The sequence below is a fragment of the Pseudomonas sp. XS1P51 genome, assembly GCF_054897845.1.
Window position 1 is genome coordinate 1,132,304 of the sequence record NZ_CM142707.1, and the last position, 26,489, is coordinate 1,158,792.

Consider the following 26,489-nt stretch of genomic DNA (forward strand, 5'->3'; position numbering starts at 1 on the left):
CGGCCAGCCCAAAGCACTTCAAAACCGCCTCCAAGGCAGCGTATGACGCCGCCGGTCAGCTTTCGATAATCGCCTCCGACATCCAGTCCCCCGCTGCGGAGCGCGTCATGCACAACAATAAGAATTTCAAGCATCGTTACTTGCCAGCCTTTATCGCTAGTCTGTCGACCCTCGGTTTGAGCTCAATGGCCGAAGCCGAAATCATGCTGTACGACAAGGACCAGACCACGTTTTCCACCGACGGCTACATCAACGCCTTCTATGTGAACAGCGACGTGGACCGTGCCGGCGATCAGTTCGACCGTCGGCAGGCACGGGTCAAAATGGGTTTTCTGCCCAACTACCTCGGTTTCAACATGAGTAAACAGGTCGATGACCTCAAGCTCGGCGCCCGGTCCTCGTTCTGGGTGACCATCAACGACAGCGAAACCAACGGCACCGACACCGCCATCGACGTGCGGCAGTTCTACGGCACGGTGGCAAATCCTGAGTGGGGCGAAGTGCTGATCGGCAAGGACTTCGGCCTGTTTGCTCGTTCCAACATTTTGCTGGATGAACTGCTCACCGGTTACGGCCAGGTCAGCGATACCCTGGGGCTGGTGGATGGTGGCGGCGTGTCGTTCGGCAACATCGGCAGTGGTTATCCGTATCCGTTTCCGACCTCGCAGATCACCTACCGCACGCCGGTGATGGACGGCTTGCGGGTGGCGGTGGGGATCATGGACCCGGTGGACACCAACGACAGCAGCCCGACGGGCAAGGCGTATCAGGAGAACCCGCGCACCGAGAGCGAGATCACCTATCAGTTCGACCTCGCCGGGGCGAAGATTTACAGCTGGGTCAACGGCAGCTACCAGACTTCGGACAACACCGACTCCACCGTCGAATCCATCACGTCCAAAGGTGTCGGCTACGGTGTGCAGGCGAAAATGGGCGGTTTGTCGCTGACCGGTTCCGGCTTCCAGGCCAAGGGCATCAACCCGTTCTTCACCAACAACGCCGGCGAACCGACCCTGCGCAACGTCGACAGCGACGGTTACCTGTTGCAGGGCTCCTACAAATTGGGCAAAAACCGCTTGGCCTTGTCCTACGGCAAGACCAAGGACGACGGCAACGGCGTGGTCGGCAGCGGCGCGGACTATGAGACTCGCGGCATTGCGCTGTTCCATGACGTCAATGACAACCTCAAATTGGTGGCCGAGTACAACCAGTTCGAAATCAATGGCCATGACACCAGTGCCCAGAACGAAGACACCGATACCTTTGCGGTGGGGGCCGTGCTGACCTGGTAATAAAGGCGTCGGCATCGCGCAGATCCAATGTGGGAGCGAGCCTGCTCGCGATGAGGGAATGTCAGTCAACATAGATGTTGATTGTTAGATCGCTATCGCGAGCAGGCTCGCTCCCACAGGGGGTGTGTGATGGTTTGTAGATCCACGTACCCCTCTCATCCCATCGAAGCGGCTACCCGCTACCCAAGTAGCATACGTAGCAGCCCGCAGCCTTCGTACACTCGAACCTCATACATGCGCACCTGCGGGAGGCGACGATGCAGCAGGTCCAGAGTGAAGGTGTCGTCAGTGCAATGTCCCAGGCGACCGATGCCCAGCAAGTAGCCCAGGAACTGGCGCGGCAGCTATTGCACCCGCATTTGGGTTTCGTGCTGTTTTTCTGTTCCGCCGAGTACGACTTGCAGGCGCTGGGCCAGGCCTTGCAACAAAGCTTCGGCGGCATCCGCCTGGTGGGCTGCACCAGCGCCGGGGAAATCACGCCGTTGGGCTACGGTCGCAACTGTGTGACGGCGGTGGGTTTCGATCATCGGCATTTTTCCATCGACGCCGAACTGATCTGCGAAATGGAGCGCTTCAGCCTGATCGACGCCCAGCAAATGGTCGAGCGCCTGGTCAGTGGCTGTCGCAGCAACACCCTGGCGCCGATCAAGGGCAACAGCTTTGCGTTGACCCTGCTCGATGGCCTGTCCAGCCGGGAAGAAATGGTCCTCGCCGCCTTGAGCGCGGCGCTGGGCGACATCCCGCATTTCGGCGGTTCGGCGGGCGACGACAACTACCTGACCCACACCCACGTGTATTTCGGCGGCGAATTCCACAGCGGCGCGGCGGTGGTGGTACTGGTCAACACCTGGCTGGATTTCGAGGTGTTCACCACCCACCACATCCTGCCGCGAGCGGAAAAACTGGTGGTCACCGGGGCCGACAGCGCCTCGCGCCGGGTCTTCGAGCTTAATGCCGAACCCGCCGCCGAGGAGTACGCCCGGCACATCGGCGTACCGGTGGCCGAGCTCGATCACCGGGTCTTCGCTGCGCACCCGCTGGCGGTGCGGATCAACGATCAGTATTACGTGCGGGCCATCCAGCAGGTTCATCCGGACCTGAGCCTGAGTTTCTACTGTGCGGTGGAAAACGGCATCGTCCTCACGGTCATGACCCCCGGCCCGATGCTGCCGAACCTGCAAAACCTGTTCGAAGGTTTGCAGGAGCGCCTCGGGGATCTGTTGCTGACGATCGGCTGCGACTGTTTTCTCAGGCGTCTGGAACTGGAAGACGGCGGCAGCCTGGAGCAGATCGGAACGTTTTTGCGCGACCAGCGGGTGATGGGTTTCAACACCTACGGAGAACAGTTCAATGGCATGCACATCAACCAGACCTTCACCGGGGTTGCCATTGCCCGAGGCCGGTCCCCTGGACATCGCTGAGCTACAGGCGCAACTCGCCAGCCTGCGGCACGAAAATCACAAATTGCAGCGCATCAATGGCGCGCTGATCGAACGGATCGAGTCCGGCATCACTCGCGGCAACGACCCGTACGCGGCATTCCAGCATTCGGTGGTGCTGGCCGAACAGGTGCGTGAGCGCACCGACGCCTTGAACCAGGCCATGGCCGAACTCAAGTCGGGCAATCATTTGCTCAGCGAAGCCCGCCTGCGGGCAGAAACCGCGCACCAACACTTGATCGACGCCATCGAGAGCATTTCCGACGCTTTTGTGTTGTTCGATGCCGATCAGCGGATCGTGCTGTTCAATAGCCGCTTCAAGGCGTTCTGGGGCAACAGTCGGGTGCGAATCAACGCCGGCATGCGCCTGTCCGAGGTCAAGCGGCTGATGATGGCCACCGGACTGTTCACCGAGGAACCCCGCGGGCAGGCCGACGAAAATCTGTTGTTTCGCCTGCAGAACGGTCGCTGGCTGCAAGTCAGTGAACGGCCGACCCAGGAAGGCGGGCGGGTGATCCTGTTCACCGACATCACCGACGTCAAACTCAGTGAAACCGTGCGCCGCGAGCAAGCCGTGGCGCAGAAATCCCATTTGTTGCAACGGGCGGTCGACAACCTTTCCCAAGGCGTGGCCATGGTCAACGCCGAGGGCATTCTGGAATTGTGGAATCGGCGCTTCCTCGAACTCAGCGGCCTGGCCCCGGTGGCGGCCCATCGGCCATTTGCCGAAGTGATCGCCGACAGCGAGTTGAACCTGCTGACCCCGGCCAGTCGCGATGGCAACGGGCGGCCCGTGCAGGAATGCGAGCAGCGCCTCTACGATGGCCGGGTGCTGGAAATCCGCACCCATCCGTTGCCTACCGGCGGCTTCGTCAATACCTTCACCGACATCACCGAACGCTACCAGCACGCCGAAGCGCTGAGCGAAAGCGAGCGTTGGATTCGCCTGATCACCGACCATGTGCCGGCGTTGATCGCTTACCTGAATGCCGATCTGGTCTACGAGTTCACCAACAAGGTCTACGAAGAATGGTACTGCTGGCCGCGCGGCGTCATGCTCGGGCAGAGCCTGCGCGAGGTTCACAGCGAGCAGCATTACCAGCGCCTGGAAGCCTACGTGGCCCGGGCCCTGGCCGGTGAGAGCGTGACGTTCGAGTTTGCCGAAACCAACATCAACAATCAGGAACGCTACATGCTGCGCTCCTACGTGCCCAATCGACTGGCCACCGGGGAAGTGGTGGGGATTTTCGTGTTGATCCGCGACATCACCGAGCGCCGCCGCACCGCCGAGGCATTGCATCAGGCCTACCAGAATCTTGAACTGCGGGTACGGGAACGCACGGCAGAACTGACGACCCTCAACGATCAGTTGTTGCGGGAAATCGATGAGCGCCGTCGCGCGGAATCACGCCTGCGCGAAGCCAAGCTCGAAGCCGAGCAGGCCAACCTGTCGAAGACCAAGTTTCTCGCCGCGGTCAGCCACGATCTGCTGCAACCGCTGAATGCCGCACGGCTGTTCACCAGTGCCTTGCTGGAGCGCCGGGAACCGGTGGCCAACGAGATTCTGGTGCGTAATGTCAGCAATTCCCTGGAAGACGTGGAAAACCTGCTGGGCACCCTGGTGGATATTTCCAAGCTCGATGCCGGGGTGATCAAGGCCGATATTGCGCCATTCGCCCTGAGCGAATTGCTGGAAAACCTCGCGGCCGAGTACACCCAGGTGGCCCGCAGCGAAGGGCTGGAGCTGCATTTCATCCCGTGTTCGGCGCTGGTGCGCAGTGACATTCAATTGCTCGCGCGCATCCTGCGCAATCTGCTGAGCAACGCCATTCGCTACACCTACAGCGGTCGGGTGGTGCTCGGTTGCCGGCGTCATCACCAACGGCTGTCGATTGAAGTCTGGGACAGCGGCATGGGCATTGCCGAAAACCGCCTGGAAGAGATTTTTCAGGAGTTCAAGCGCGGTGATGTGCAGCGTCCGGATCAGGATCGCGGTTTGGGGCTGGGGTTGGCGATCGTCGAGAAAATTGCCGGGATACTTGGCCACCGGATTCACGTGCGTTCGTGGCCGGGCAAGGGTTCGATGTTCTCCATCGAGGTGCCTTTGAGCGCCACGGCACCCAAGGCGCTGCCGAGCCTGGTCATGAGTGAGCCGATGCTGGAGCGTCTGCGTGGCGCGCGGGTATGGGTGCTGGACAACGACGCGGCCATTTGCGCCGGTATGCGCACCTTGCTTGAAGGCTGGGGGTGCCGGGTGGTGACGGCGCTGTCGGAGCAGGACCTGGCGCGGCAGGTGGACAACTACCATGAAGAAGCGGACTTGCTGATCGCCGACTATCACCTGGATGACGATCAGAACGGCGTGGATGCCGTGGCCCGAATCAATGCGCGGCGCGCTTCAGCGATCCCGGCGATGATGATCACCGCCAACTACAGCAACGAGCTCAAACTGCAGATCCGCGAATTGGGGCATACGTTGATGCACAAACCGGTGCGGCCGATGAAGCTCAAGACGGCGATGAGTCATTTGCTCGGCAGGCCTTGAGCCTTTGGGTGTTTGTGCTGGCCTCATCGCGAGCAGGCTCGCTCCCACAGTGGAACTGCGTCGTTCACACATTCTGTGATCAATGCAGATCAATGTGGGAGCGAGCCTGCTCGCGATGCGGTCTTCCAGACCAATCTCAACGCCGCAAATACGATCCGAAATCAATATCCCCGGCACTCAGAATCGCCTGCACCCGGTTGTGCACATTCAGTTTGCGCAGGATCGCCGAGACATGGGCCTTGACCGTGGTTTCGGCGATTTCCAGGGTGTAGGCGATCTGTTTGTTCGACTCGCCCTTGGTCATGCGTTCCAGTACCAGCAACTGCTTGCGGGTCAGGGCCTGGAGCAGTTCCGGCGGGAAGCTCGGGTTGTCGTTCATCCGGCGGTGGGTGGTGCTTTTTTGCGTGCGGATGATGTCCGGCGGCAGGTAGACGTTGCCGTTGAGAATCTGCTGGATCGCCTCGGTCATTTGCACCCGCGGCGAGGATTTGGTGATGAATCCTACTGCGCCGTAGGTGATGGCTTGTAGCACGATCTGCTTGTCCTGTTCGGCTGAAACGATCACCACCGGAATGGTCGGCGCTTCGTTGCGCAGGTTGATCAGGCCGTTGAGGCCGTGCATGCCGGGCATGTTCAGGTCAAGCAGGATCAGGTCCAGGTCGTCGTGGTCCTGGGTCAGCGCCAGGGCGCTGTCGAGGTCAGCGGTTTCCATGACCTCGCTGCCCGGGAAACCATCGCTGATGACGTTATGAATGGCTTCGCGAAACAGCGGGTGATCATCGGCAATCAGAATTTTGTACATAGCCTTTCACCTCATTATTTTGATTTAGGGTGTGGCAACAACACACAAGCGTAAAGGGTCAGGGAAAGGGTTCTGGCTGGGCGGGCATCACCGGCAGGTTCGCCGCTTGCCAGGCATCCAGGCCGTCGCGATACCAATACAGAGTCTTATAGCCCATGGCGGCGGCGCGCCTGACCGCATTCCAGCTCAACCAGCAATCGGAGCGGCAGTAGAAGACCAGCGGTTGCGCGAGATCGCCTGCGGTCAATGTGTTCAGGTTACGCGCAAAATAGTCCTGCCAGTCGGGTGTCAGGTCTCCATCGCCGGTATTGGCCAGCCAATGACTGCCGGGCAGGTTCTCGTGGGGCTGGTCTTCGATGAAGCGCCCTTGCAGCCATTGGCGGCGGTAGACGTCGATCAGCACCGGGCGCGGCGTTTGGGTAAGCAGGGTTTGCAGGGCCGGCGTATCGATGATGGACGCGCCCTGTAGCTGATTCGGGGTCGGACTGCGGTAGAGGCCGATGCGATAGCCGTCGGCGGAGAACAGCGGTGTTTCGGCGTGCGCGACGCCCAGTAACAGGCTCAGCGATAACACAGCGAGGGAAGGGCACAGCAGAACACGTCGGGCACGCGGCATGGGGTTCGGTCCTTATAGTTATGAACCCATTACATGCCAGTCTCGGTGCGTTGGGAATGCGACGATAGACAGGAAAACCAGTACTAAAGTAGTAATTTTGCCTGCTTTATTGTGCGAGCGAGCCCGCTCCCACACTGGATCCGCGTCGTACAGATATTCCGCGAACAATGAGAATCAACTGTGGGAGCGAGCCTGCTCGCGATGAGGTCATCACATCCGGCATTGATGTCGGCTGACACTACGCCATCGCGAGCAGGCTCGCTCCCACAGGGGGCGTTGTGTGTTAGTTGGCTTTGCGCAAGGCGGCGTGTTGCGGGTTGAAGGTGAGTACTGCCAGCAGCGCGAACACCAGCGTCAGCCCTACACAAACTGCCAGCGCCAACGGGTTGAAGCGTTCATACAACGCAAACCGCACCAGCTCCACCGCATGGGTAAACGGGTTCAATGCACACAACCAGTACAACCACTCGCTGGACTCACGCATCTTCCACAACGGATACAGCGCCGACGACAGGAAAAACAACGGGAAGATCACGAAATTCATCACCCCGGCAAAGTTCTCCAACTGGCGGATGGCATTCGACAGCAGCAACCCCAGCGCGCTGAGCATCAACGCCACCAGCAACAACGCCGGCAGCGCAATCAACAGCCCCATGGCCGGTGGTTGCACGCCGTACACCCAGGCAATCGCCAGAAAGGCGTACACCTGCAACAGCGAAATCAACGACGTCGCCAACAATTTGCTGCACAGCAGAAAGGTCCGGGGCAGGGGGCTGGTCAGCAGCACGCGCATGCTGCCCATTTCCCGGTCGTAGACCATCGACAGCGAACCTTGCATGCCATTGAACAGCAGAATCATGCAGGCCAGGCCGGGGATGATGTAGACCTCGTACGGGATGTAGGTGTCGTAGGGCTCAATGATCGCGATCCCGAGTGCCGCGCGAAAACCGGCAGCGAACACCAGCAGCCACAGCAACGGCCGCACCAGCGCACTGAGAAACCGCGTGCGCTGCAACACAAAACGCAGCCATTCGCGCAGCACGATGCCGCTGAAACACTGCCAGTAAGCATTCATCGGGCAACTCCAGAGGTCGTCAGGCGCGCGAAGGCGGAACCGAGATCGCCACCGTGTTCCAGGCTCAGGGCGTCGGCCTGTCCGCTGGCCACCAATCGGCCCTGATGGAGAATCAGCAAATCATCGCTGGGCTGCACTTCATCCAGCAGATGGGTGGTCCAGAGCACACTGATGTGCTGCTCGCGGCACAAATTGCGGATGTGTTGATTGAGCGCCAGGCGGCTGGCCGGGTCGAGGCCGACGCTGGCTTCGTCAAGCAGCAACAGGCGTGGCTCATGCAGCAACGCCCGGGCGATTTCCACCCGGCGGCGATGGCCGCCATTGAGTTCGCGCACCCGTTCGCGGCGGCGTTCGGTCAGCGTCTGACGGGCCAGTTCGGCGTCGACCCGGAGGCCGGTCTGACGCCGCGACATCCCGTGCAGCGCGGCGTGATAACGCAGGTTCTGCTCGACGCTGAGGTCCAGGTCCAGGGTGCTTTGCTGAAACACCACACCCAATTGCCTGAGCGCCGGACGCGCCGCGTTGCGCAACGAACAGCCACCGACGCGGATGTCTCCGCGCTGCAAATCGTAGAGCCGGGTGAGCAGGGCGATCAGGGTCGATTTGCCCGCGCCGTTCGGCCCCAGCAGCGCCGCGAAACGCCCCGGCTCCAGGCAGAAACTCACCTGCCGCAACGCCTCCCGCGCCCCATAGGCAAAGCTCAGCTCGCTGACTTCCAGTGCGTTCATGGTGTCACCACCACGCCCCACGGATAGCGCCCGACCTTGACCGATTTGGTGACTTTGAGGCTATCAACATCGATCACCGAGACATCGCCGCTGACACCATTGGTCGCCAGCAATTGCTTCTGGTCCGGGGTAAATGCCATCTGCCAGACACGCCGACCCACCAGCAGGTAATCGAGGATTTCGAAGGTCTTGGCGTCGATCACCGCCACATGATTGGCCGGGCCGAGCGCGACGAACCCGTACTTGCCGTCGGCGCTGAGCTTGATGCCCACCGGCTGGACCTTGTCCGGGTGCACGCCCTTGATCTGGAAGGTCAGGGTCTTGAGGATCTGGCGGCTCGCGACGTCGAGAATCGTCACCGTGCCGCCGATTTCCGCCGAGGCCCAGAGCTTCGAACCGTCCGGTGTGAATTCGACGAAGCGCGGCCGCTGATCCACCAGGGTGCTGTCGGCCAGGGTCTGGGTGCTGGTGTCGATCCAGTGCAGCATGTTGGTGGTTTCGCTGGTGTTCACCGCCCACTTGCCATCGGGGCTGACGGCCATGCCTTCGGGTTCGACGCCGACGTTGATCTGGCTCAGCACCTTCGAGGTTTCGGTGTCGATCACCGTCACCAGCGCATCGTCTTCGTTGGAGACGTACAACCAGCGATTGTTGGGGTGCAGGGCGAACTGCTCGGGGTCCTTGCCCGAGGGCAGTTCCTTGATGATCTTGCGCGTGGCCACGTCCATCACCTGGACCCGGTCCGAATCGCTGGCGCAGATGTACAGCAGCTTGTTGTCGTGGGACAGCAGCAGGCCGCGTGGGCGCTGGCCGACGGGCAGGGTGTCGGTGACTTGCAGGGTCTGCAGGTCGATCAGGCTCAGGCTGTTGTCCTTTTCGTTGGAGACCCAGGCGGTGCTGGCCGCGACGTGTCCGGCGGCGAGCAGCAAGGCGCAAGAGAGCAGGGTGCGGCGCATGGCGGATTCCTTGTTGTTGTAGTTTTTGTGGCGGATCAGGGATTAGGGATAGCGGCAGCTGACCTCGGGCTTGTCGTAGCCCAGGCTGTCCATTTCGTTGAAGGGATGCAGAAAACCGTCCTGGGGCGAAGTGCTGACCAGTGCGCGGGGTTGCACGATGGGAATCGGCTGGCGCAACTGGCCGTTCCACGGGCGATAACTGAGCTTGCGACCCTTGAAACCGTCCAGCGGCAATTGATCGCTGATTTCAAGCGTACGGATCGCCATGGGATCGACCTGACGCAGTTTGCTCACCGCGCTGGCGATGCTGCGCACGGCGATCCACGCGGCGAAATCCCGATCATTCATCCAGCGCCCGGCCAGGGCTTCGAAGCGTTTTTGCAATTGGGCGGCGCCGTAGGTTTCCACGGTCTTGTGCCAGCCGACCGGGGTCAGGCCCTGAGTGCCGGCGACCGGACGGGGATACCAGGTCTGGTAGGGCACGTATTCGCCGAAGTCGCCGCGTTCATCCGCCACCAGTACCACGTCGTACTCGGCGGTCTGGGTGAACAGCGGCATGTCGGCCTGGGCGCTGCGACGCTGATCGTTGTCGAAACTCCAGGCTTTTTCCGCCACCAGTTTCAGTCCGAAGCGTTTGGCGGCGCGGCGCAGGGCGGCGGCATAGGCTTGATCGTCCGGCGTCGGGCCGACGATCAGCAGCGCCCGTTGCCATTTGCGCACCACCAGAAATTGCGCCAGCGCATCGGCCAGCATCGCCCGGCTCGGCAGACTGTGCAGCACGTTCGGCAGGCAGTCGGTGGTGCGCAGGCTGTCATCGGGGCTGCCGGCGTTGACCAGCAGGCTATCGGGCAGAGCGGCACTGAGTTGGCGCAGGCTGGCGGCGGGTGCATTCACGACGAACAACCGCAGGCCTTGAGCGTGTTGGGCTTTCGCCGCTTCGAGCAAGGCGTCCGGGTTGTCGACGTTGGCACTGGCCAGGGTGTAGCTGTGATTGAGAAAGCGCCCGGTGCTGTTGCTGTCGGTGATCGCCAGTTCGGCGCCACGCAGCCCGGCGTCGACCGGTTCGGGAATGATGTTCGACAGCAGCGGGCCCGGGTCGGGGCGGTAGCCCAGATAGCCGATCTGCACCTGCAGCGGCGCCTCGGCCGCTTGACTCTGGGTCGCCAGACCGGCGGCGCAGGCAATCGCCAGCAGGTAGATCAGGGCGTAAGGGGCAAGCTGGCGCATAAGGCACTCCATTACAGGTAGCGCCAGCATAGGAAGCCTGCGAGGCAGAAGGAAATATGCAGAAAGTACCAGTGAGGCAGTACCAAGGTAGTAACTCGCTCCGGGCGGCGCGGTTTTAGCATGGGCAATAACGGCCATCACTCTGGAGGAGATCAATCATGCGTATTCTCAAAGCGCTGCTCCTGCCGTTGTTACTGATCCTGACCCTCATCGGCGTCGACAAACTCCACGGCCCGCGCCCGGCGCCGTTGCTGGTGACGCCCGCGACGCCGGGGCGCTAGGCGTGTCGGCCCTGTGGCGGATCAACCTCTGGGTCTGCGGCTTTTTCGCCCTGGTCACCCTGGCGTGCATGGGGTTGCTGGTGCATCAGGCGGTGGAGGACGTGGAGCGCGAGCTGCAATCCGCCGAGGCGGTGGTCGAGTACTTGAGCGAAACCGCCGAGCGTGATCCTGTCAGTTTGCAACCGAGGCTGACGAGCAGCTTGCGTCATGTGCGGGTGCGCTGGCTGGAGCCGGGCGAGGCGGCGCGGCTGCCGGTCCAGGAGGGGCTCGACGCCTGGCTCGGACGTCTATTGTTCGCCGAAGCCCGGCACAGTGCGCGGGTGCTGGATTTGCAGGATGGCCGGCGCGTACAGATCGCGGTCGATCCACGGGATGAAATCGACGAAGTCTGGGATTCCGTTCAACAACTGCTGAGCCTCTGTGGCCTGGCACTGCTGCTGAGTCTGTTGACCATCCGCTGGGCCGTGCGCCGTGGCATGGGCCTGCTCGATGAACTGCTGCGCGCCTTGCAGCAGGTATCCGGCGGCCAGCTCAAGGTGCGATTGCGCGCGGAAGGGCTGCCCGAGGCGCGGCAACTGGCTACGCACTTCAACCGCATGACCGAGGCGTTGGAGCAGGCGCGCGCCGACAACACCCAACTGACCCAGACGTTACTGGCCGTGCAGGAGCAGGAACGCACCCATCTGGCGCAGACCCTGCACGATGATCTCGGCCAATACCTGGCGGGGATTCGCGCCCAGGCCTGCCTGTTGCGGCTGGTGGCGGATCAACCTGTGGTGGTCGAGCACACGGTGCGCGAGCTGGAGCACAACTGCGAACACCTGCAACAGGGCTTTCGGGCGCTGGTGCACGACCTCTATCCGGTGGTGCTGCAACACCTGCCGTTGTCCGAAGCCTTTGGTTTGCTGGTCGAGCAGTGGCAAGGCCGGCAGGGGATCGATTGCCAGTTACGGGTCAGCGCGCAGTTACCGCTGTTATCCGGGCCGGACAAGACTCATCTCTACCGGTTGTTGCAGGAAGCCCTGACCAACATTGCCCGGCATGCCGGTGCCAGTCAGGTGCGGGTTCGCCTGCAACATCACGGCGGACATTTGCGCTTGCTGATTCGCGATAACGGTCGCGGTGCAGAGCAGCCACAGCGGCCGGGTGTCGGTTTGTATTCGATGTTCGAACGCGCCCGCAGCCTGGGCGGCGAGCTGCGGATCATCAGCCACCCCGGCGCCGGTTGGGCGCTGGCCTTGAACATGCCTTTGGAGGCGTCATGAATATTCTGTTGGTCGATGACCATGCGGTGGTCCGTCAGGGCTACGCCAGCCTGTTGCGGGCGCTGCTGCCGGCGATGGAAGTGCGTGAAGCGGCCACGGGCGAGGAGGCGCTGATTCGGGTTCAGGAAGCCGTGCCGAACCTGGTGATCATGGATTTCGGCTTGCCCGGCATCAGCGGGCTGGAAACCACCCGGCGTTTGCGTCAGCGCTTGCCGCAGTTGCGGGTGCTGTTTTTCAGCATGCACGATGAACTGCCGCTGGTGCGCCAAGCGCTGGACGCGGGAGCCTCGGGCTACCTCACCAAAAGCTCGGCGCCGGAAGTGCTGATCGAGGCGGTGCGGCGCATTCTCGCGGGCCACGCTTATATCGAGCAGCCCCTGGCCACTCAACTGGCGTGCCACCCGCAACAGGACGCCAGCGATCCTCGCTTGCAGAGCATGACCCAGCGCGAGCTGGAGATTTTCGTGATGCTTGCCAAAGGTACTCCGGCACGGTTGATCGCCGAGCAGTTGAGCATCAGCAGCAAAACCGTCTCCAATCACCTGACTTTGCTCAAGAGCAAATTGCAGGTCACGTCCCATACCGAGCTGGTGCATTTGGGGATTGATATGGGAGTGGTGCGAAAGGCGAGCTGACGCTATCCACCGCAAGACCCTGTGGGAGCGAGCCTGCTCGCGATGAGGACATAACATTCAACATTGATATTGTCTGTCAGACCGTCATCGCGAGCAGGCTCGCTCCCACAGGAGTTCTGTGTTGCATTGTCGATTCGGGGCTCATTTGTTCCACGTCGTCGGGCAACCGGTGCACCCCTCCATGTTCGCATCCTGAAAATTTGCATAGTGCTGGCGCGAACCGCTGAGGTTGGCACTCTCCAGGTTACTTTCCCCAAACTTGGCTTCCTGCAGATTGGCATCGCCGAGGTTCGCGCCTTTGAGATCGGCCTTGCTCAGCCAAGTCATTTCCAGGTCGGCGGCCCGCAGATTGGCATTGTGCAGTTTGGCGCCGGAGAGCCGGGCGAATTGCAGGTAGGCGCCGCTGAGGTTGGCGTCCTCGAATTGCGCACCCTGGGCGAACATTCCCCACCCTTGAATCGCCATCAGCGTCGCGCCGGTGAAGTCGGCCAGGCGCAGGTTGCTCTGTTGCAGGCTGGCGCGGGTCAGGTTGGCGCCTTGCAGTCGGGCTTTTTCCAGGTTGGCGAGGTCGAGGCGGGCGTGACGCAGATCGGCGTCGCGCAGGTCGGCGCCGCTGAGGTTCATGCTGCGCAGGTCTTGATTGCTCAGGTTGGCGCCTTTGAGATTGGCGCCGGGGCATTGGCTGTGTTCGGCGATGGTGCAGCCGTTGATGATCAACTGGGTGTCTTCGCCGTCGTCGGCGTAGGCGGAGGGTAGGCTCAAGAGCAGCAAAAAAGGCAGGTATTTCATCACGAGATCTCTAAATGGGCCTCGATACGGCTTCACGTAGCAGCTGTCGAGCCCCGGCGAGGCTGCGTTGGCGTTGTGTCAGGCTCATCGCCAACGCGGCCTCGTTTCACTCGACAGCTGCTACGTAATGCGATCTCAGCAAGGTAGGTGGCGTTACTTCTGAGCGGTTTTCGTATCCCAGCTCGGGATCTTGAACACCCAGAACGATCCGCCCTGAGCCACCGGTTTGGTCAGCTCCGCCATGTCGCCACCCCACAACGGCACCGCGCCGCCATAACCGACCGTTACGCCGACGTACTGCTCGCCATCCTGTTCCCAGGTGATCGGCGGCGAGACGATGCCGCTGCCGGTCTGGAACTTCCACAGCTCCTCGCCGGTTTTCGCATCGAAGGCCTTGAAGAAGCCGTCGCCAGTACCGGTGAACACCAGGTTGCCCTTGGTCGCCAGCACACCGGCCCACAGTGGCAGCGCTTCCTTGTGCTCCCAAACCACTTTGCCGGTGGTCGGGTTCATCGCACGTAAGGTGCCGACGTGATCGTCGTACATGCGCTTTATGCGGAAACCCATGCCCAGATAGGCCGAACCTTTCTTGTAGTTCACCTCTTCGGTCCAGTATTCCTCTTTCCACTGGTTGCTGGGGATGTAGAACAGGCCGGTGTCCTGGCTGTAGGCCATCGGGTTCCAGTTCTTGCCACCGAGAAACGGTGGCGACACTTCAACCGATTTGCCCTTGGTCTCGCCCGGCAGTGGTTTGGCCGGACGCTGGCCGGCATTCTCGACCGGCTTGCCGGTCTTGAGGTCGATGTGGCTGGCCCAGGTGATGTTGTCGACGAAGGGGAAGGCGTTCTGCAATTTGCCGTTGTTGCGATCGACCACGTAGAAGAAACCGTTGCGGTCCGCATGGCCGGTGGCCTTGACCGTTTTGCCGTCCTTGTCCTTGTAGTCGAACAGCACCAGCTCGTTGTTACCGGAGAAATCCCAGGCATCGTTCGGGGTGTGCTGGTAGAACCATTTCACCTCGCCAGTGCTCGGGTCGACACCGACCTGGCCCGACGTGTAGAGGCTGTCATAGTCGTGGGGGTTGCCGTCCTTGGACGTGCGCGCCCAGGTATTCCACGGGCCAGGATTGCCGGCGCCGACGATGATGGTGTTGGTTTCCGGATCGAAACTGGCGCTCTGCCAAGGGGCACCGCCGCCGTGGCTCCAGGCCTCGACCTTACCGGTTTCGGTGGTCGGATCGTTCGGCCAGGACGGCGCCTTGACGTCACCGGTGGTGGTGCTGTCCTTGCCGTTCAAGCGGCCCATGTGACCCTCGACGAAAGGCCGCATCCAGACTTCTTCGCCGGTGTCCGGGTCGCGGGCAAAGAGCTGCCCGACCACGCCGAACTCATCGCCGGAGCTGCCGTGAATCAGCAGCACCTTGCCGCTGGTCTTGTCTTTGATCAGCACCGGGGCGCCGGTCATGGTGTAGCCGGCGGCGTGGTCGCCGAACTTCTTGTTCCAGACCACTTTGCCGGTGTTCTTGTCCAGCGCGACCAGCCGCGCGTCGAGGGTGCCGAAGTAGATCTTGTCGCCGTAGATCGCTGCGCCGCGATTGACCACGTCGCAGCATGGGCGAATGTTGTCCGGCAGGCGGTGGTTGTAGGTCCACAGGCGCTTGCCGGTCTTGGCGTCCAGGGCAAATACCCGCGAATACGAACCGGTGACGTACACCACGCCGTCGCTGACGATGGCCTGGGATTCCTGGCCGCGCTGCTTCTCGTCGCCGAACGAGTAGGACCAGGCCGGGGTCAGCTTGAACACGTTCTTGTCGTTGACCTGGGCCAGCGGGCTCCAGCGTTGGGCGTTGGTGCCCATGCCGTATTGCAGCACGTCCTTGGTGGTCAGGTGATCATTGGCAATGTCTTCCCAACTCACGTTTCGCGTGGGGGCAGCGGGGGCTGTTGCGGCATGGCTGGCAGCGCTCAAGGACAAGCTGCCCACCAGCAGAAAAGCCTGCACGGCAAGTGTCAGCGGGGAAAGGGCGGGTAGCGATCTTATTGTCATGGTTGCAGTTCCCAGTGGAGGTTTTGGCCTTCACAGGTTGGTGCGCGCAACGTGTTGCCGGATACGGAAAAAGTCCCGCTGTTGCCGGGAATACTTCCCGTACGGCACCTGATTTGGGTGTGCGCCACAAGCCCTACTACCAAGGGACTAGAAGGCGGCCACCAAAGCAGCATGGGGCTTGCGCGAAGCCGGTCCCAAGATGGTTGCCATAGCCTCTGCCAAGAGGTTTTGCGTGCAATCTTGAGGGCATAACAATGACAACAAAACGCAACGCCTTGCTCGTTGCCGGACTGCTGGCCGGCTTTATCAGTGCAGGTTCCGTCTGGGCCCACGGCAACGTGGTGCCACAAGCCGTGGAAACCAAGGGACTGACCCCGATCAAGGACGCCGGCGTACAGGTTGATGCCGATGGTTGGGCGGCGGTGAACCCTTACCGCGCCTCCCCGGAACACGACAAGGCCGTGGAAATCGGCTCCTCGGCCTACAACCAGAACTGCGCGGCCTGTCATGGCCTGGAAGCCAAGTCCGGCGGCATCGCCCCCGATTTGCGCATGCTGGATGTCGGCGACGCCGGTGATGAATGGTTCGTCGAACGGGTCCGCCACGGCGCGGTGCGGGACGGCCGGGTTTACATGCCAAAAATGGCCGACTATCTGAGTCAGGAAGCCTTGTGGGCGGTGCGTACTTATCTGGATAGCGTCCACGTCGAGGAGTAACCGATGCGCCTGCTCGCTGTGTTGATCAGCGCTGTGCTGCTGTGCTGCCAGGTGGTGCAGGCGCAGGTCCGTACCTATGACGAAATGATCGCCGCCGGTGAGCTGAAAGTGGCGGTCTACAAGGACTTCGCTCCCTACAGTTTTGAAGACGCCGGCCAGCCCCGTGGTGTTGATGTCGAACTCGCCCAGGCGTTGGCCAAGGCCCTTGGCGTGCACCTGACGCTGATCTGGGCGCCCGCTGGCGAAAAGCTCGACGACGACTTGCGCGACTACATCTGGCGGGCCAGTCAGTTGCACGATCTGCAGCTGGCCGACCTGATGATGCGCGTGCCCTATGACCAGGACTACGCCCGCAAACGCAACGAACTGGGTGAACTGGAAAACGGGCATGTGGTGATGTTCGGGCCATACCAGAACGAACAATGGCAGGTTGCTTATGACCACCGCCGACTGGACAAGGTCGGCAGCGTCGCGGTGTTCGAGCACCACCCGATCGGCGTCGAGGTCGACAGCGTGCCGTCGTTCTACCTGACGTCGGTATTCAACGGCATGCTCGCCGGCAAAACCCACCACTATCCCGGCGTGCCCCAGGCGTTTGCGGCCATGAAGGCCGGTGAAGTCGATGCGGTGATGGCCATGCGTGGCGAGATCGACTGGCAAGTGCATGAAGCCGCCGACCCGCAAGTGGTATTGGCGGAAAACGCCTACCCGAACATGGGCAAGCAACGCTGGGAAATCGGCATGGCGGTGCACGAAAGCAACCGGCAACTGGCTTACGCGGTGGAAGAGGCGCTGGAAGCGTTGATCCGCGAGGGCTCGGTAAACGCCATTTATGCCCGTTACGGCCTGCGCTATGACGTGCCCGAGATGTACCAATAGTGAACTGGCGAGCGAGTTGTCTGTTGGCCTGCTGGTTACCCATGGCCGCGCACGCGGCGAACATCGAACCGGGCAAAGATCCGGTGCCGTCGGTGATGTGGGCCTTCTATCACAAGCAGATGCTCGGCGACGCACCGTTCGTGTTCGACGAGCGGGTCAAACTGCTCGCGCCGCCGTTCGCCGAAGATGCCCGGCAAGTGCCGCTGGAAATCGACGCACGGGCATTCAAGGGCGAGGTGGTGAAAATACTCGCCTGGGCCGAACTCAACCCGTTACCGAAAATCGTCGATTTCCAACCGCTGGACCGGGTGCTGCCGTGGCTGTCGATCCGCATCCGTATCGAACAGGCCACGCCCTTGCGCGCGGCGGTGCTGACCCGCGATGGGGTGTGGCATGTCGGTTCGACCCTGATCGATGCGGCGGGCGGCGGTTGCACCGCGCCGAGCGTGGTGCGTACCCAGCCGGGTTGGGAGGAGCACATCGGCGAAGTGCTTGGCGGGCGTTATCCCCGTGGCGAGTTCAGCCGCGTGCGGATGCAGGTGGCGCACCCGATGGACAACGGCATGGTCAGCGGCATCCCGGAATTCTTCATCAACCATGCCGAGCTGCGGGACCAGAACGATCAAGTGCTGGCCCGCCTTGAGCTGTTTCCCGCTGTCAGTGAAAACCCCAACCTGGCCTTCGACATCGAAGGCGCGGGGCAGACGCGGCTGTTGCTGCGCGATAACAGCGGCAATCAATTCGATGCGGCCATACCCTGACCCCAAGGAGCGCGTCATGCGCTGGATGCTGCTGTGGTGTCTGAGCCTGAGCCTTCCCGCTTCGGCAGACCTCGACTATTCGCTCAAGCCCCGGCAGATCGCCGAAGACACCTGGTTGCTGGAAGGCAGCACCGACAATTTTACCAAGGGCAACGGCGGCAACATCGTCAACACGGCGTTCATCGTCACCGAGCGCGGCGTGGTGGTGATCGATACCGGACCGTCGAAGCGCTACGGCGAAGCGATGCGCAAAGTGATCGCCGCGACCACCGATAAACCGGTGATCCAGGTATTGCTGACGCACCATCACCCGGACCATGTGCTGGGTAATCAGGCCTTCAGTGACGTGCCGATCGGCGCGTTGGCCGGCACGACCGAGTTGCTTCAGCAGCAGGGCGACGCCATGGCCGAGAACATGTATCGGCTGGTGGGTGACTGGATGCGTGGCACCGAAGTGGTGTTGCCGACCCAGACGCTGACGCCCGACGTGCAAAGTTTCGGGAATCACGATTTGCGCCTGATGAGCCTGGGTGGGCACACGGGCGCGGATCTGGCTATTCTCGACCAGAAAACCGGCGTGCTGTTTGCCGGGGATCTGGTGTTTTATCAACGGGCCCTGACCACGCCCAATAGCCTCGGGCTATCGGTGTGGCTGGCGGACATCGCCACGCTTCAAGCCTTGCCCTGGACGTTGATCGTGCCCGGTCACGGCCCTGTGGCCAGCGATCAACAACCCTTCGAGCAAATGCGCGACTACCTCACCTGGCTCGACCAGTTGATGCGCGACGGCGCCGCCAACGGCAGCGACATGGTGGAGATGATCCGCAGCCCCATTCCCGAGCGGTTTGCCGGGATCAGCCTGAGTCGGTATGAGCTGATTCGTAGCGTTAGTCATCTGTATCCGCGCTACGAACGCGCGCAAATGACCCGAGTCGATTCCACCGCAAGCAAATGACCAACACAAACCCCCTGTGGGAGCGAGCCTGCTCGCGAAGACGGCGGCACATCCAGCATCAATGTAACGGATGGACCGCTTTCGTGAGCAGGCTCGCTCCCACAAGGGGCCGGTGTCGGGCACAAAATCCGTACTCATCCCCTCCGACCCTGTACTAAGGGACTAGCAATCTCAGCACTGCGGGCAATTGTTGGAAGGGCGGCGGCGCCCAAGAATCTGCACCAGACCGGGAAAATTTCCCGGGTATAACAAAAACCGCAGAGGTAGCCGTCATGACCCAACCCGCACGTCGCCAACCCTTCGTCTTGAGCGTGCTGCTCAGTGCCATGCTGTTGTCCGGCCAGGCATTGGCCGCCGTCACCGACCAGGACATTCTCCAGGACCCCAAGAACCCGGAGCAGATCGTCACCAACGGTCTGGGCGTCCAGGGTCAGCGCTACAGCCCGCTGGACACCCTCAACGTCAACAACGTGAAGGACTTGCGGCCGGTCTGGGCGTTCTCCTTCGGCGGTGAAAAACAACGCGGTCAGCAAGCGCAGCCGATGATCAAGGACGGCGTGATGTACATGACCGGCTCCTACTCGCGGGTGTTTGCGGTGGATGCGCGCACCGGCAAGAAACTCTGGCAATACGATGCGCGCCTGCCCGATGACATCCGCCCGTGCTGCGACGTGATCAACCGTGGCGTCGCGCTGTACGGCGATCTGGTGTTCTTCGGCACCCTCGACGCCAAGCTCGTGGCCCTGAACAAGGACACCGGCAAAGTCGTGTGGAGCAAGAAAGTCGCCGACCACAAGGAAGGTTATTCGATCAGCGCCGCACCACTGGTGATCAACGGCAAACTGATCACCGGTGTGGCCGGTGGCGAGTTCGGGGTGGTCGGCAAGATCGAAGCCTATGACCCGAAAAACGGCGACCTGCTGTGGTCCCGGCCCACCGTCGAAGGCCACATGGGCTATGTCTACAAGGGCGGTAAGGCTGTAGAAAACGGCATCTCCGGTGGCGAAGCCGGCAAGACCTGGCCCGGCGACCTCTGGAAAACCGGCGGCGCGGCGCCTTGGCTCGGTGGTTACTACGACCCGGAAACCAACCTGCTGCTGTTCGGCACCGGCAACCCGGCACCGTGGAACTCGCACCTGCGTCCTGGCGACAACCTCTACTCGTCATCGCGCCTGGCGCTGAACCCGGACGACGGCACCATCAAGTGGCACTTCCAGAGCACGCCCCACGACGGCTGGGACTATGACGGCGTGAACGAGCTGGTTTCGTTCAACTACACCGAAGGCGGCAAAGAGATCAAAGCCGCAGCGACCGCCGACCGTAACGGCTTCTTCTACGTGCTGGACCGCACCAACGGCAAATTCATTCGCGGCTTCCCGTTCGTGGACAAAATCACCTGGGCCACCGGCCTGGATAAAGATGGTCGGCCGATCTACAACGAAGCCAGCCGTCCAGGTGCACCGGGCAGCGAAGCCAAAGGCAGTTCGGTATTCGTCGCTCCGGCGTTCCTCGGCGCGAAAAACTGGATGCCGATGGCCTACAACAAGGACACCGGCCTGTTCTACGTGCCGTCCAACGAGTGGGGCATGGACATCTGGAACGAAGGCATCGCCTACAAGAAAGGCGCGGCGTTCCTCGGTGCCGGTTTCACCATCAAGCCATTGAACGAAGACTACATCGGCGTGTTGCGCGCCATCGACCCGAAAACCGGCAAGGAAGTCTGGCGCCACAAGAACTTCGCGCCGCTGTGGGGCGGGGTGCTGACCACCAAGGGCAACTTGGTGTTCACCGGCACGCCTGAAGGTTTCCTGCAGGCGTTCAATGCCAAGACCGGCGAGAAAGTCTGGGAATTCCAGACCGGTTCCGGCGTGCTCGGTTCGCCTGTGACCTGGGAAATGGACGGCGAACAGTACGTCTCGGTGCTCTCCGGTTGGGGCGGCGCAGTACCGCTGTGGGGTGGTGAGGTGGCCAAGCGCATCAAGGACTTCAACCAGGGCGGCATGCTCTGGACGTTCAAGTTGCCGAAAGACCTAGTGGCCAAACACTAACCCTCAGACCACCGCATAACCCTGTGGGAGGCGAGCCTGCTCGCGATGAGGTCAGCACATTCAACATGAATGTCGACTGTCAGACCGCTATCGCGAGCAGGCTCGCTCCCACAATGGTTTGTGCAAAACCTACGACCAAATAACGAGAGTCCTCCTGCCAACGGCGCATTCGTCTGGCGCGCGGGGCTCTCTACTATCGGTTCATCGCCTGTTTGCCCGACAGGCATCGACCCAGACAGAGGCCCACCATGATCTACGCACAACCCGGAACACCAGGCGCCGTCGTGACGTTCAAGGCGCGCTACGGCAATTTCATCGGCGGCGAATTCGTCGCGCCAGTCAACGGCGAGTACTTCACCAACACCTCGCCGGTCACCGGTGAAGTGATCGCCGAGTTCCCGCGCTCCAGCGCCGCCGACATCGACAAGGCCCTCGACGCGGCCCATGCCGCTGCGGATGCCTGGGGCAAGACCTCGGCGCAGGACCGTTCGCTGGTGCTGCTGAAAATCGCCGACCGCATCGAACAGAACCTGGAAATCCTCGCCGTCACCGAAACCTGGGACAACGGCAAGGCCGTGCGCGAAACCCTCAACGCCGATGTGCCGCTGGCCGCCGACCATTTCCGTTACTTCGCCGGCTGCATCCGTGCTCAAGAAGGCGGCGCCGCCGAGATCAACGAGCTGACCACCGCCTATCACTTCCATGAGCCGCTGGGCGTGGTCGGTCAGATCATCCCGTGGAACTTTCCGCTGCTCATGGCCGCGTGGAAACTCGCGCCGGCCCTCGCTGCCGGTAACTGCGTGGTGCTCAAACCCGCCGAGCAGACGCCGCTGTCGATCATGGTCTTCGCCGAGCTGATCGCCGACTTGCTGCCGGCCGGTGTGCTGAACATCGTTCAGGGCTTCGGTCGTGAAGCCGGTGAGGCGCTGGCCACCAGCAAGCGCATCGCCAAAATCGCCTTCACCGGTTCCACCCCGATTGGCGCGCACATCATGAAATGCGCTGCCGAGAACATCATCCCGTCCACCGTGGAGCTGGGCGGCAAGTCGCCGAACATCTTCTTCGAAGACATCATGAACGCAGAGCCGCAGTTCATCGAGAAAGCCGCCGAGGGCCTGGTGCTGGCCTTCTTCAACCAGGGCGAAGTCTGCACCTGTCCGTCCCGGGCCCTGGTGCAGGAATCGATCTACGAGCCGTTCATGGTCGAGGTGATGAAGAAGATCGTCAAGATCAAGCGCGGCAACCCGCTGGACACCGAAACCATGGTCGGCGCCCAGGCGTCCGAGCAGCAATACGACAAGATCCTCTCGTACCTGAAAATCGCTCAGGAGGAGGGCGCCGAACTGCTCACCGGCGGTGCGGCCGAGCGTCTTGAGGGCGACTTGTCCAGCGGCTATTACATCCAGCCGACGCTGCTCAAGGGCCACAACAAGATGCGCGTGTTCCAGGAAGAAATCTTCGGCCCGGTGGTGGGCATCACCACCTTCAAGGACGAAGCCGAAGCCCTGGCCATTGCCAACGACAGCGAGTTCGGCCTCGGTGCCGGCCTGTGGACCCGCGACATCAACCGCGCCTACCGCATGGGCCGGGCGATCAAGGCCGGGCGTGTCTGGACCAACTGCTACCACCTGTACCCGGCCCACGCCGCGTTCGGTGGCTACAAGAAATCCGGTGTCGGCCGTGAAAACCACAAAATGATGCTCGATCACTATCAGCAGACCAAAAACCTGCTGGTGAGCTACGACATCAATCCGATGGGGTTCTTCTAACCCCCGCAAGAACACCGCAAAACCCTGTGGGAGCGGGCTTGCTCGCGATGAGGCCAGTACATTCAACATCTCAGTTGACTGTTACACCGCCATCGCGAGCAAGCCCGCTCCCACATTGATCTGGTGTGTACTTGAAGACCGCGCACACCCCCTACCAACGCACGCCGCTACCTCCTTCGAAAGTAGCATTCGGGTGCCTGGCGCCCCGTGCATTAATGGCTTTACCGGAATCGTCCGGCACAAGAAGAGGATTGACCCATGTGGACTAAACCCGCGTTTACCGATCTGCGCATTGGCTTCGAAGTGACGATGTATTTCGCCAACCGTTGATTGTTCACCCGGCCAGCCGTTGCGTTGGCCGGGCCTGCCTTCTGGAGCATTGCTCATGCACATCCGTGTTCTCGGCTCCGCCGCTGGCGGTGGTTTTCCGCAGTGGAATTGTAATTGCCGCCAGTGCGCTGCCATGCGCAATGGCAGCCTGCGAGCGCAACGTCGCACGCAGTCCTCCATTGCCCTGAGCGACAACGGTGTGGACTGGGTGCTGTGCAATGCTTCACCGGACATTCGTGCACAGCTGGAGAGTTTTCCGGCCCTGCAACCCGCACGCTGGCTGCGCGATACGGCCATTGCCGGCGTCGTCCTGATGGACAGCCAGATCGACCATTGCACCGGCCTGTTGAGCCTGCGCGAAGGGTGCCCGCATTCGGTGTGGTGCACCGAGCGGGTTCACGAGGATTTGAGCAGCGGCTTCCCGTTGTTCACCATGCTCAAGCACTGGAACGGCGGGTTGCAGTGGCGGCCCATCGGGCTGGACCACGAGCCGTTCAGCATCGCGGCCTGCGAACACTTGCAGTTTCGCGCGATTCCATTGGTCAGCAACGCACCTCCGTATTCGCCCAATCGCGGCAATCCACAGCCGGGCGACACCATTGGCCTGTTTATCGAAGACCGGCGCAGCGGCGCAGCGCTGTTCTATGCGCCGGGCCTGGGGCAAGTCGACGACGAAGTCCTGAGCTGGATGCAGCGTGCCGATTGCCTGCTGCTGGACGGCACCTTGTGGCGCGACGACGAGATGCGGATCTGCGAAGTCGGCCAGAGCCTGGGCAGTGAAATGGGGCACCTGTCGCAAAGCGGCCCCGGCGGCATGCTCGAAATCCTTGAAGACTTCACCCGCCAGCGCAAGGTGCTGATCCACATCAACAACACCAATCCGATCCTCGATGAGGACTCGGCTGAGCGGGCGTTGCTGGAGCGGCGGGGTATCGAAGTGGCTTATGACGGCATGAGTATTGAGCTGTAGCTGCTGGCCTCATCGCGAGCAGGCTCGCTCCCACAGGGTTTTGTGTACACCGCAAGTCCCTTGTGGGAGCGAGCCTGCTCGCGATGAGGCCAGACCCGACACCGCAGAACCCAACGGTTGTTCACCGGAGAACCGCAATGACTGACACCCCGATGACCCCCACCGAATTCGAGCAGGCCCTGCGCGCCAAAGGCGCCTACTACCACATCCACCACCCATTCCACCAAGCCATGTACGCCGGCCGGTCCAGCCGGGAGCAGATTCAGGGATGGGTCGCCAATCGCTTCTACTACCAAGTGAACATCCCGCTCAAGGATGCCGCCATCCTCGCCAACTGCCCGGACCGCGATGTGCGCCGGGAATGGCTGCAACGGATTCTCGACCACGACGGCGTCCCCGGCAGTGAAGGCGGCATCGAGGCCTGGCTGCGTCTGGGCGAAGCGGTGGGGCTGGAGCGTGAGCAAATCCTCTCTCAGGAACTGGTGCTGCCCGGCGTCCGTTTCGCCGTCGACGCCTACGTCAATTTCGCCCGCCGCGCCTGCTGGCAGGAGGCGGCCAGCAGCTCCCTGACCGAACTGTTCGCGCCACAGATCCACCAATCCCGACTCGACGCCTGGCCCACCCATTACCCGTGGATCGACGTCACCGGCTATGACTATTTCCGCACGCGTCTGAGTCAGGCGCGGCGTGATGTCGAGCATGGCTTGCGCATCACCCTGGCGCATTACGTCACGGTCGAGGGCCAGCAGCGCATGCTGGAGATCCTGCAATTCAAGCTCGACGTGCTGTGGAGCATGCTCGACGCCATGAGCATGGCCTACGAACTGGAACGCCCGCCGTATCACACCGTCACCCGCGACAACGTCTGGCACCGGGGGATCGCCCTGTGAGCCTGATCAGCCGTGAGCAATCACCGGCGCTGCGCCAAGGCTTTCGCCTGCAATGGGAACCCCGCCAGGATTGCCACGTGCTGCTGTACCCCGAAGGCATGATCAAACTCAACGCCAGCGCCGGGCAGATCCTCGATCTGGTGGACGGCCAGCGCAGCGTCGCGGCCATCATTGATCAGCTGTCGTCGAGTTTCCCTGGCGTGCCGGGGATCGACGAAGATGTGCTGGCGTTTCTGGAGGTGGCCCATGCTCAATACTGGATCGAATGACGCGCGTCCGGGGCCGCCGCTGTGGCTGCTGGCGGAGCTGACCTATCGTTGTCCGCTGCAATGCCCGTATTGCTCCAACCCGTTGGACTTTGCCAAATCAGGTGAAGAGTTGAGCACCGAAGAATGGATTCGCGTGTTCCGCGAGGCCCGGGACATGGGCGCCGCGCAACTGGGCTTTTCCGGTGGTGAACCGTTGGTTCGACAGGACCTCGCCGAGCTGATCAAGGCTGCCCGGGACATGGGCTACTACACCAACCTGATCACCTCGGGCATCGGCCTGACCGAGCAGAAGGTGCGCGACTTCAAGGTCGCGGGCCTGGACCACATCCAGATCAGCTTCCAGGCCGCCGACGAGGCGGTCAACAACATGCTCGCCGGTTCGCGCAAGGCCTTCGCGCAGAAACTGGCGATGGCCCGCGCGGTGAAAGCCCAGGGTTACCCGATGGTGCTGAACTTCGTCACCCATCGGCACAACATCGACGAGATCGCGAAGATCATCGACCTGTGCCTTGAGCTGGAAGCGGACTTCGTCGAGTTGGCGACCTGCCAGTTCTACGGCTGGGCCGAACTCAACCGCGTAGGCCTGTTGCCAACCCGCGAACAATTGCAGCGCGCCGAACGTATCACCAACGAATATCGCGAGCGCCTTGAGGCCCAGGGCCATCCGTGCAAGCTGATCTTTGTCACCCCGGATTACTACGAAGAACGCCCCAAGACCTGCATGAACGGCTGGGCCAACCTGTTTCTCGACATCACGCCAGACGGCACCGCGTTGCCTTGCCACAGCGCCAGGCAGCTGCCGGTGCAGTTTCCCAACGTGCGCGAGCACAGCATCGAGCACATCTGGACCGATTCGTTCGGTTTCAACCGTTTTCGGGGCGATGACTGGATGAAGGAGCCGTGCCGCTCCTGCGATGAAAAGCACAAGGACCTCGGCGGCTGCCGCTGCCAGGCGTTCATGCTCACGGGCGATGCCGCCAATGCCGATCCGGTGTGCAGCAAATCGCCGCACCACGGGGTGATCCTCAAGGCGCGCGAGGAAGCCGACGCGCCGGGGCAGGGCATGGAACACCTGACGTTGCGCAACGAGAAGGCTTCTCGGCTGATCTACCGCGGATGAATCGAACGACACAAATCCCCTGTGGGAGCGAGCCTGCTTGCGAAGACGGCATCACATTCAATATAGATGTCGACTGACCCACCGCT

Annotated in this window: 25 protein-coding genes; 17 read left to right on the plus strand and 8 right to left on the minus strand. The window is 61.8% G+C overall.

Annotated features, from left to right (window positions below; genetic code table 11):
* Window positions 1-107 precede the first annotated feature (107 nt).
* The 3 genes from ACYZUD_RS05395 (at window position 108) to nahK (ending at window position 5,276) form a co-directional block, all read left to right on the plus strand.
* Entirely contained in the window at window positions 108-1,292 is a 1,185-nt protein-coding gene (locus tag ACYZUD_RS05395) for a porin (protein WP_462022970.1), read from the plus strand.
* A 257-nt stretch (window positions 1,293-1,549) separates the two neighbouring features.
* Window positions 1,550-2,713 carry a nitric oxide-sensing protein NosP gene (nosP, locus tag ACYZUD_RS05400; protein ID WP_462022971.1) on the plus strand — a complete coding sequence of 388 codons (1,164 nt, stop codon included), beginning with the start codon at window positions 1,550-1,552 and terminating at the stop codon, window positions 2,711-2,713.
* A complete protein-coding gene (gene nahK, locus ACYZUD_RS05405; RefSeq protein WP_462025187.1) occupies window positions 2,682-5,276 on the plus strand; it encodes a hybrid sensor histidine kinase/response regulator NahK/ErcS' in 2,595 nt (864 codons plus the stop codon). Before nosP ends, nahK begins: the two co-directional genes overlap by 32 nt.
* 136 nt (window positions 5,277-5,412) lie before the next feature.
* Here nahK and ACYZUD_RS05410 read toward each other — a convergent pair whose 3' ends face one another.
* The 6 genes from ACYZUD_RS05410 to ACYZUD_RS05435 form a co-directional block, all read right to left on the minus strand.
* Entirely contained in the window at window positions 5,413-6,078 is a 666-nt protein-coding gene (locus ACYZUD_RS05410) for a response regulator (protein ID WP_462022972.1), read from the minus strand.
* Window positions 6,079-6,136: 58 nt separating this feature from the next.
* A complete protein-coding gene (locus ACYZUD_RS05415) occupies window positions 6,137-6,694 on the minus strand; it encodes a PQQ-dependent catabolism-associated CXXCW motif protein (protein WP_462022973.1) in 558 nt (185 codons plus the stop codon).
* A gap of 283 nt (window positions 6,695-6,977) precedes the next feature.
* Window positions 6,978-7,769 carry an ABC transporter permease gene (locus ACYZUD_RS05420; RefSeq protein ID WP_462022974.1) on the minus strand — a complete coding sequence of 264 codons (792 nt, stop codon included), beginning with the start codon at window positions 7,767-7,769 and terminating at the stop codon, window positions 6,978-6,980.
* On the minus strand, window positions 7,766-8,497 hold the full coding sequence (locus ACYZUD_RS05425) for an ABC transporter ATP-binding protein (protein WP_462022975.1): 732 nt from the start codon (window positions 8,495-8,497) through the stop codon (window positions 7,766-7,768). Before ACYZUD_RS05425 ends, ACYZUD_RS05420 begins: the two co-directional genes overlap by 4 nt.
* On the minus strand, window positions 8,494-9,453 hold the full coding sequence (locus ACYZUD_RS05430) for a YVTN family beta-propeller repeat protein (protein ID WP_462022976.1): 960 nt from the start codon (window positions 9,451-9,453) through the stop codon (window positions 8,494-8,496). The genes ACYZUD_RS05425 and ACYZUD_RS05430 overlap by 4 nt, the downstream gene beginning before the upstream one ends.
* Before the next feature lie 42 nt (window positions 9,454-9,495).
* A complete protein-coding gene (locus tag ACYZUD_RS05435) occupies window positions 9,496-10,680 on the minus strand; it encodes an ABC transporter substrate-binding protein (RefSeq protein WP_462022977.1) in 1,185 nt (394 codons plus the stop codon).
* A gap of 158 nt (window positions 10,681-10,838) precedes the next feature.
* Between ACYZUD_RS05435 and ACYZUD_RS05440 the strand changes: the two genes are divergently transcribed.
* The 3 genes from ACYZUD_RS05440 to ACYZUD_RS05450 are packed head-to-tail and all read left to right on the plus strand — an operon-like array spanning window position 10,839 to window position 12,861.
* Window positions 10,839-10,961, plus strand: a complete 123-nt coding sequence (locus ACYZUD_RS05440; RefSeq protein ID WP_462022978.1) for a hypothetical protein — start codon at window positions 10,839-10,841, stop codon at window positions 10,959-10,961.
* Window positions 10,962-10,963: 2 nt separating this feature from the next.
* Window positions 10,964-12,226 (plus strand): HAMP domain-containing sensor histidine kinase, encoded by a 1,263-nt coding sequence (locus ACYZUD_RS05445; RefSeq protein WP_462022979.1) that lies wholly within the window; start codon window positions 10,964-10,966, stop codon window positions 12,224-12,226.
* Window positions 12,223-12,861 (plus strand): response regulator, encoded by a 639-nt coding sequence (locus tag ACYZUD_RS05450; protein WP_462022980.1) that lies wholly within the window; start codon window positions 12,223-12,225, stop codon window positions 12,859-12,861. Before ACYZUD_RS05445 ends, ACYZUD_RS05450 begins: the two co-directional genes overlap by 4 nt.
* 141 nt (window positions 12,862-13,002) lie before the next feature.
* On the opposite strand, the gene ACYZUD_RS05455 is transcribed toward ACYZUD_RS05450, so the two are convergent.
* Together ACYZUD_RS05455 and exaA are read right to left on the minus strand one after the other, a co-directional pair.
* Window positions 13,003-13,650: a pentapeptide repeat-containing protein gene (locus tag ACYZUD_RS05455; protein WP_462022981.1), complete on the minus strand. Its 648-nt coding sequence runs from the start codon at window positions 13,648-13,650 to the stop codon at window positions 13,003-13,005.
* 153 nt (window positions 13,651-13,803) lie between these two features.
* Window positions 13,804-15,696 carry a quinoprotein ethanol dehydrogenase gene (gene exaA, locus ACYZUD_RS05460; RefSeq protein WP_462022982.1) on the minus strand — a complete coding sequence of 631 codons (1,893 nt, stop codon included), beginning with the start codon at window positions 15,694-15,696 and terminating at the stop codon, window positions 13,804-13,806.
* 254 nt (window positions 15,697-15,950) lie between these two features.
* Here exaA and pedF point away from each other — a divergent pair, with 254 nt between their 5' ends.
* The 11 genes from pedF (at window position 15,951) to pqqE (ending at window position 26,403) form a co-directional block, all read left to right on the plus strand.
* Entirely contained in the window at window positions 15,951-16,412 is a 462-nt protein-coding gene (gene pedF, locus ACYZUD_RS05465; protein ID WP_462022983.1) for a cytochrome c-550 PedF, read from the plus strand.
* A 3-nt stretch (window positions 16,413-16,415) separates the two neighbouring features.
* Window positions 16,416-17,291, plus strand: a complete 876-nt coding sequence (locus ACYZUD_RS05470) for a substrate-binding periplasmic protein (protein ID WP_462022984.1) — start codon at window positions 16,416-16,418, stop codon at window positions 17,289-17,291.
* Entirely contained in the window at window positions 17,291-18,052 is a 762-nt protein-coding gene (locus ACYZUD_RS05475) for a quinoprotein dehydrogenase-associated SoxYZ-like carrier (protein ID WP_462022985.1), read from the plus strand. The genes ACYZUD_RS05470 and ACYZUD_RS05475 overlap by 1 nt, the downstream gene beginning before the upstream one ends.
* Before the next feature lie 16 nt (window positions 18,053-18,068).
* Window positions 18,069-19,007, plus strand: coding sequence for a quinoprotein relay system zinc metallohydrolase 1 (locus ACYZUD_RS05480; protein ID WP_462022986.1), 939 nt, complete (start codon window positions 18,069-18,071; stop codon window positions 19,005-19,007).
* A 272-nt stretch (window positions 19,008-19,279) separates the two neighbouring features.
* Window positions 19,280-21,055, plus strand: coding sequence for a PQQ-dependent methanol/ethanol family dehydrogenase (locus ACYZUD_RS05485; RefSeq protein WP_462022987.1), 1,776 nt, complete (start codon window positions 19,280-19,282; stop codon window positions 21,053-21,055).
* 248 nt (window positions 21,056-21,303) lie between these two features.
* Window positions 21,304-22,824, plus strand: a complete 1,521-nt coding sequence (gene exaC, locus ACYZUD_RS05490) for an acetaldehyde dehydrogenase ExaC (RefSeq protein ID WP_462022988.1) — start codon at window positions 21,304-21,306, stop codon at window positions 22,822-22,824.
* A 258-nt stretch (window positions 22,825-23,082) separates the two neighbouring features.
* The gene (gene pqqA, locus ACYZUD_RS05495) at window positions 23,083-23,154 is read left to right on the plus strand and encodes a pyrroloquinoline quinone precursor peptide PqqA (RefSeq protein WP_003253598.1); all 72 of its coding nucleotides are present in this window, start codon (window positions 23,083-23,085) and stop codon (window positions 23,152-23,154) included.
* 55 nt (window positions 23,155-23,209) lie between these two features.
* Entirely contained in the window at window positions 23,210-24,124 is a 915-nt protein-coding gene (pqqB, locus tag ACYZUD_RS05500; RefSeq protein ID WP_462022989.1) for a pyrroloquinoline quinone biosynthesis protein PqqB, read from the plus strand.
* Between the two features lie 137 nt (window positions 24,125-24,261).
* The gene (gene pqqC / locus ACYZUD_RS05505) at window positions 24,262-25,014 is read left to right on the plus strand and encodes a pyrroloquinoline-quinone synthase PqqC (protein ID WP_462022990.1); all 753 of its coding nucleotides are present in this window, start codon (window positions 24,262-24,264) and stop codon (window positions 25,012-25,014) included.
* Window positions 25,011-25,283 carry a pyrroloquinoline quinone biosynthesis peptide chaperone PqqD gene (gene pqqD / locus ACYZUD_RS05510; protein WP_462022991.1) on the plus strand — a complete coding sequence of 91 codons (273 nt, stop codon included), beginning with the start codon at window positions 25,011-25,013 and terminating at the stop codon, window positions 25,281-25,283. The genes pqqC and pqqD overlap by 4 nt, the downstream gene beginning before the upstream one ends.
* Window positions 25,261-26,403 (plus strand): pyrroloquinoline quinone biosynthesis protein PqqE, encoded by a 1,143-nt coding sequence (gene pqqE, locus ACYZUD_RS05515; RefSeq protein WP_462022992.1) that lies wholly within the window; start codon window positions 25,261-25,263, stop codon window positions 26,401-26,403. Before pqqD ends, pqqE begins: the two co-directional genes overlap by 23 nt.
* Window positions 26,404-26,489: the final 86 nt, after the last annotated feature.

Coding starts and splice junctions, on each gene's coding strand:
- ACYZUD_RS05470 (WP_462022984.1), top strand. CDS start 16,416: ATGCGCCTGCTCGCTGTGTTGATCAGCGCTGTGCTGCTGTGCTGCCAG.
- ACYZUD_RS05420 (WP_462022974.1), bottom strand. CDS start 7,769: ATGAATGCTTACTGGCAGTGTTTCAGCGGCATCGTGCTGCGCGAATGG.
- ACYZUD_RS05485 (WP_462022987.1), top strand. CDS start 19,280: ATGACCCAACCCGCACGTCGCCAACCCTTCGTCTTGAGCGTGCTGCTC.
- pqqB (WP_462022989.1), top strand. CDS start 23,210: ATGCACATCCGTGTTCTCGGCTCCGCCGCTGGCGGTGGTTTTCCGCAG.
- ACYZUD_RS05430 (WP_462022976.1), bottom strand. CDS start 9,453: ATGCGCCGCACCCTGCTCTCTTGCGCCTTGCTGCTCGCCGCCGGACAC.
- pedF (WP_462022983.1), top strand. CDS start 15,951: ATGACAACAAAACGCAACGCCTTGCTCGTTGCCGGACTGCTGGCCGGC.
- ACYZUD_RS05440 (WP_462022978.1), top strand. CDS start 10,839: ATGCGTATTCTCAAAGCGCTGCTCCTGCCGTTGTTACTGATCCTGACC.
- ACYZUD_RS05395 (WP_462022970.1), top strand. CDS start 108: ATGCACAACAATAAGAATTTCAAGCATCGTTACTTGCCAGCCTTTATC.
- exaC (WP_462022988.1), top strand. CDS start 21,304: ATGATCTACGCACAACCCGGAACACCAGGCGCCGTCGTGACGTTCAAG.
- ACYZUD_RS05425 (WP_462022975.1), bottom strand. CDS start 8,497: ATGAACGCACTGGAAGTCAGCGAGCTGAGCTTTGCCTATGGGGCGCGG.
- exaA (WP_462022982.1), bottom strand. CDS start 15,696: ATGACAATAAGATCGCTACCCGCCCTTTCCCCGCTGACACTTGCCGTG.
- ACYZUD_RS05435 (WP_462022977.1), bottom strand. CDS start 10,680: ATGCGCCAGCTTGCCCCTTACGCCCTGATCTACCTGCTGGCGATTGCC.
- pqqE (WP_462022992.1), top strand. CDS start 25,261: ATGCTCAATACTGGATCGAATGACGCGCGTCCGGGGCCGCCGCTGTGG.
- ACYZUD_RS05480 (WP_462022986.1), top strand. CDS start 18,069: ATGCGCTGGATGCTGCTGTGGTGTCTGAGCCTGAGCCTTCCCGCTTCG.
- nosP (WP_462022971.1), top strand. CDS start 1,550: ATGCAGCAGGTCCAGAGTGAAGGTGTCGTCAGTGCAATGTCCCAGGCG.
- ACYZUD_RS05415 (WP_462022973.1), bottom strand. CDS start 6,694: ATGCCGCGTGCCCGACGTGTTCTGCTGTGCCCTTCCCTCGCTGTGTTA.
- ACYZUD_RS05410 (WP_462022972.1), bottom strand. CDS start 6,078: ATGTACAAAATTCTGATTGCCGATGATCACCCGCTGTTTCGCGAAGCC.
- ACYZUD_RS05450 (WP_462022980.1), top strand. CDS start 12,223: ATGAATATTCTGTTGGTCGATGACCATGCGGTGGTCCGTCAGGGCTAC.
- pqqC (WP_462022990.1), top strand. CDS start 24,262: ATGACTGACACCCCGATGACCCCCACCGAATTCGAGCAGGCCCTGCGC.
- ACYZUD_RS05455 (WP_462022981.1), bottom strand. CDS start 13,650: ATGAAATACCTGCCTTTTTTGCTGCTCTTGAGCCTACCCTCCGCCTAC.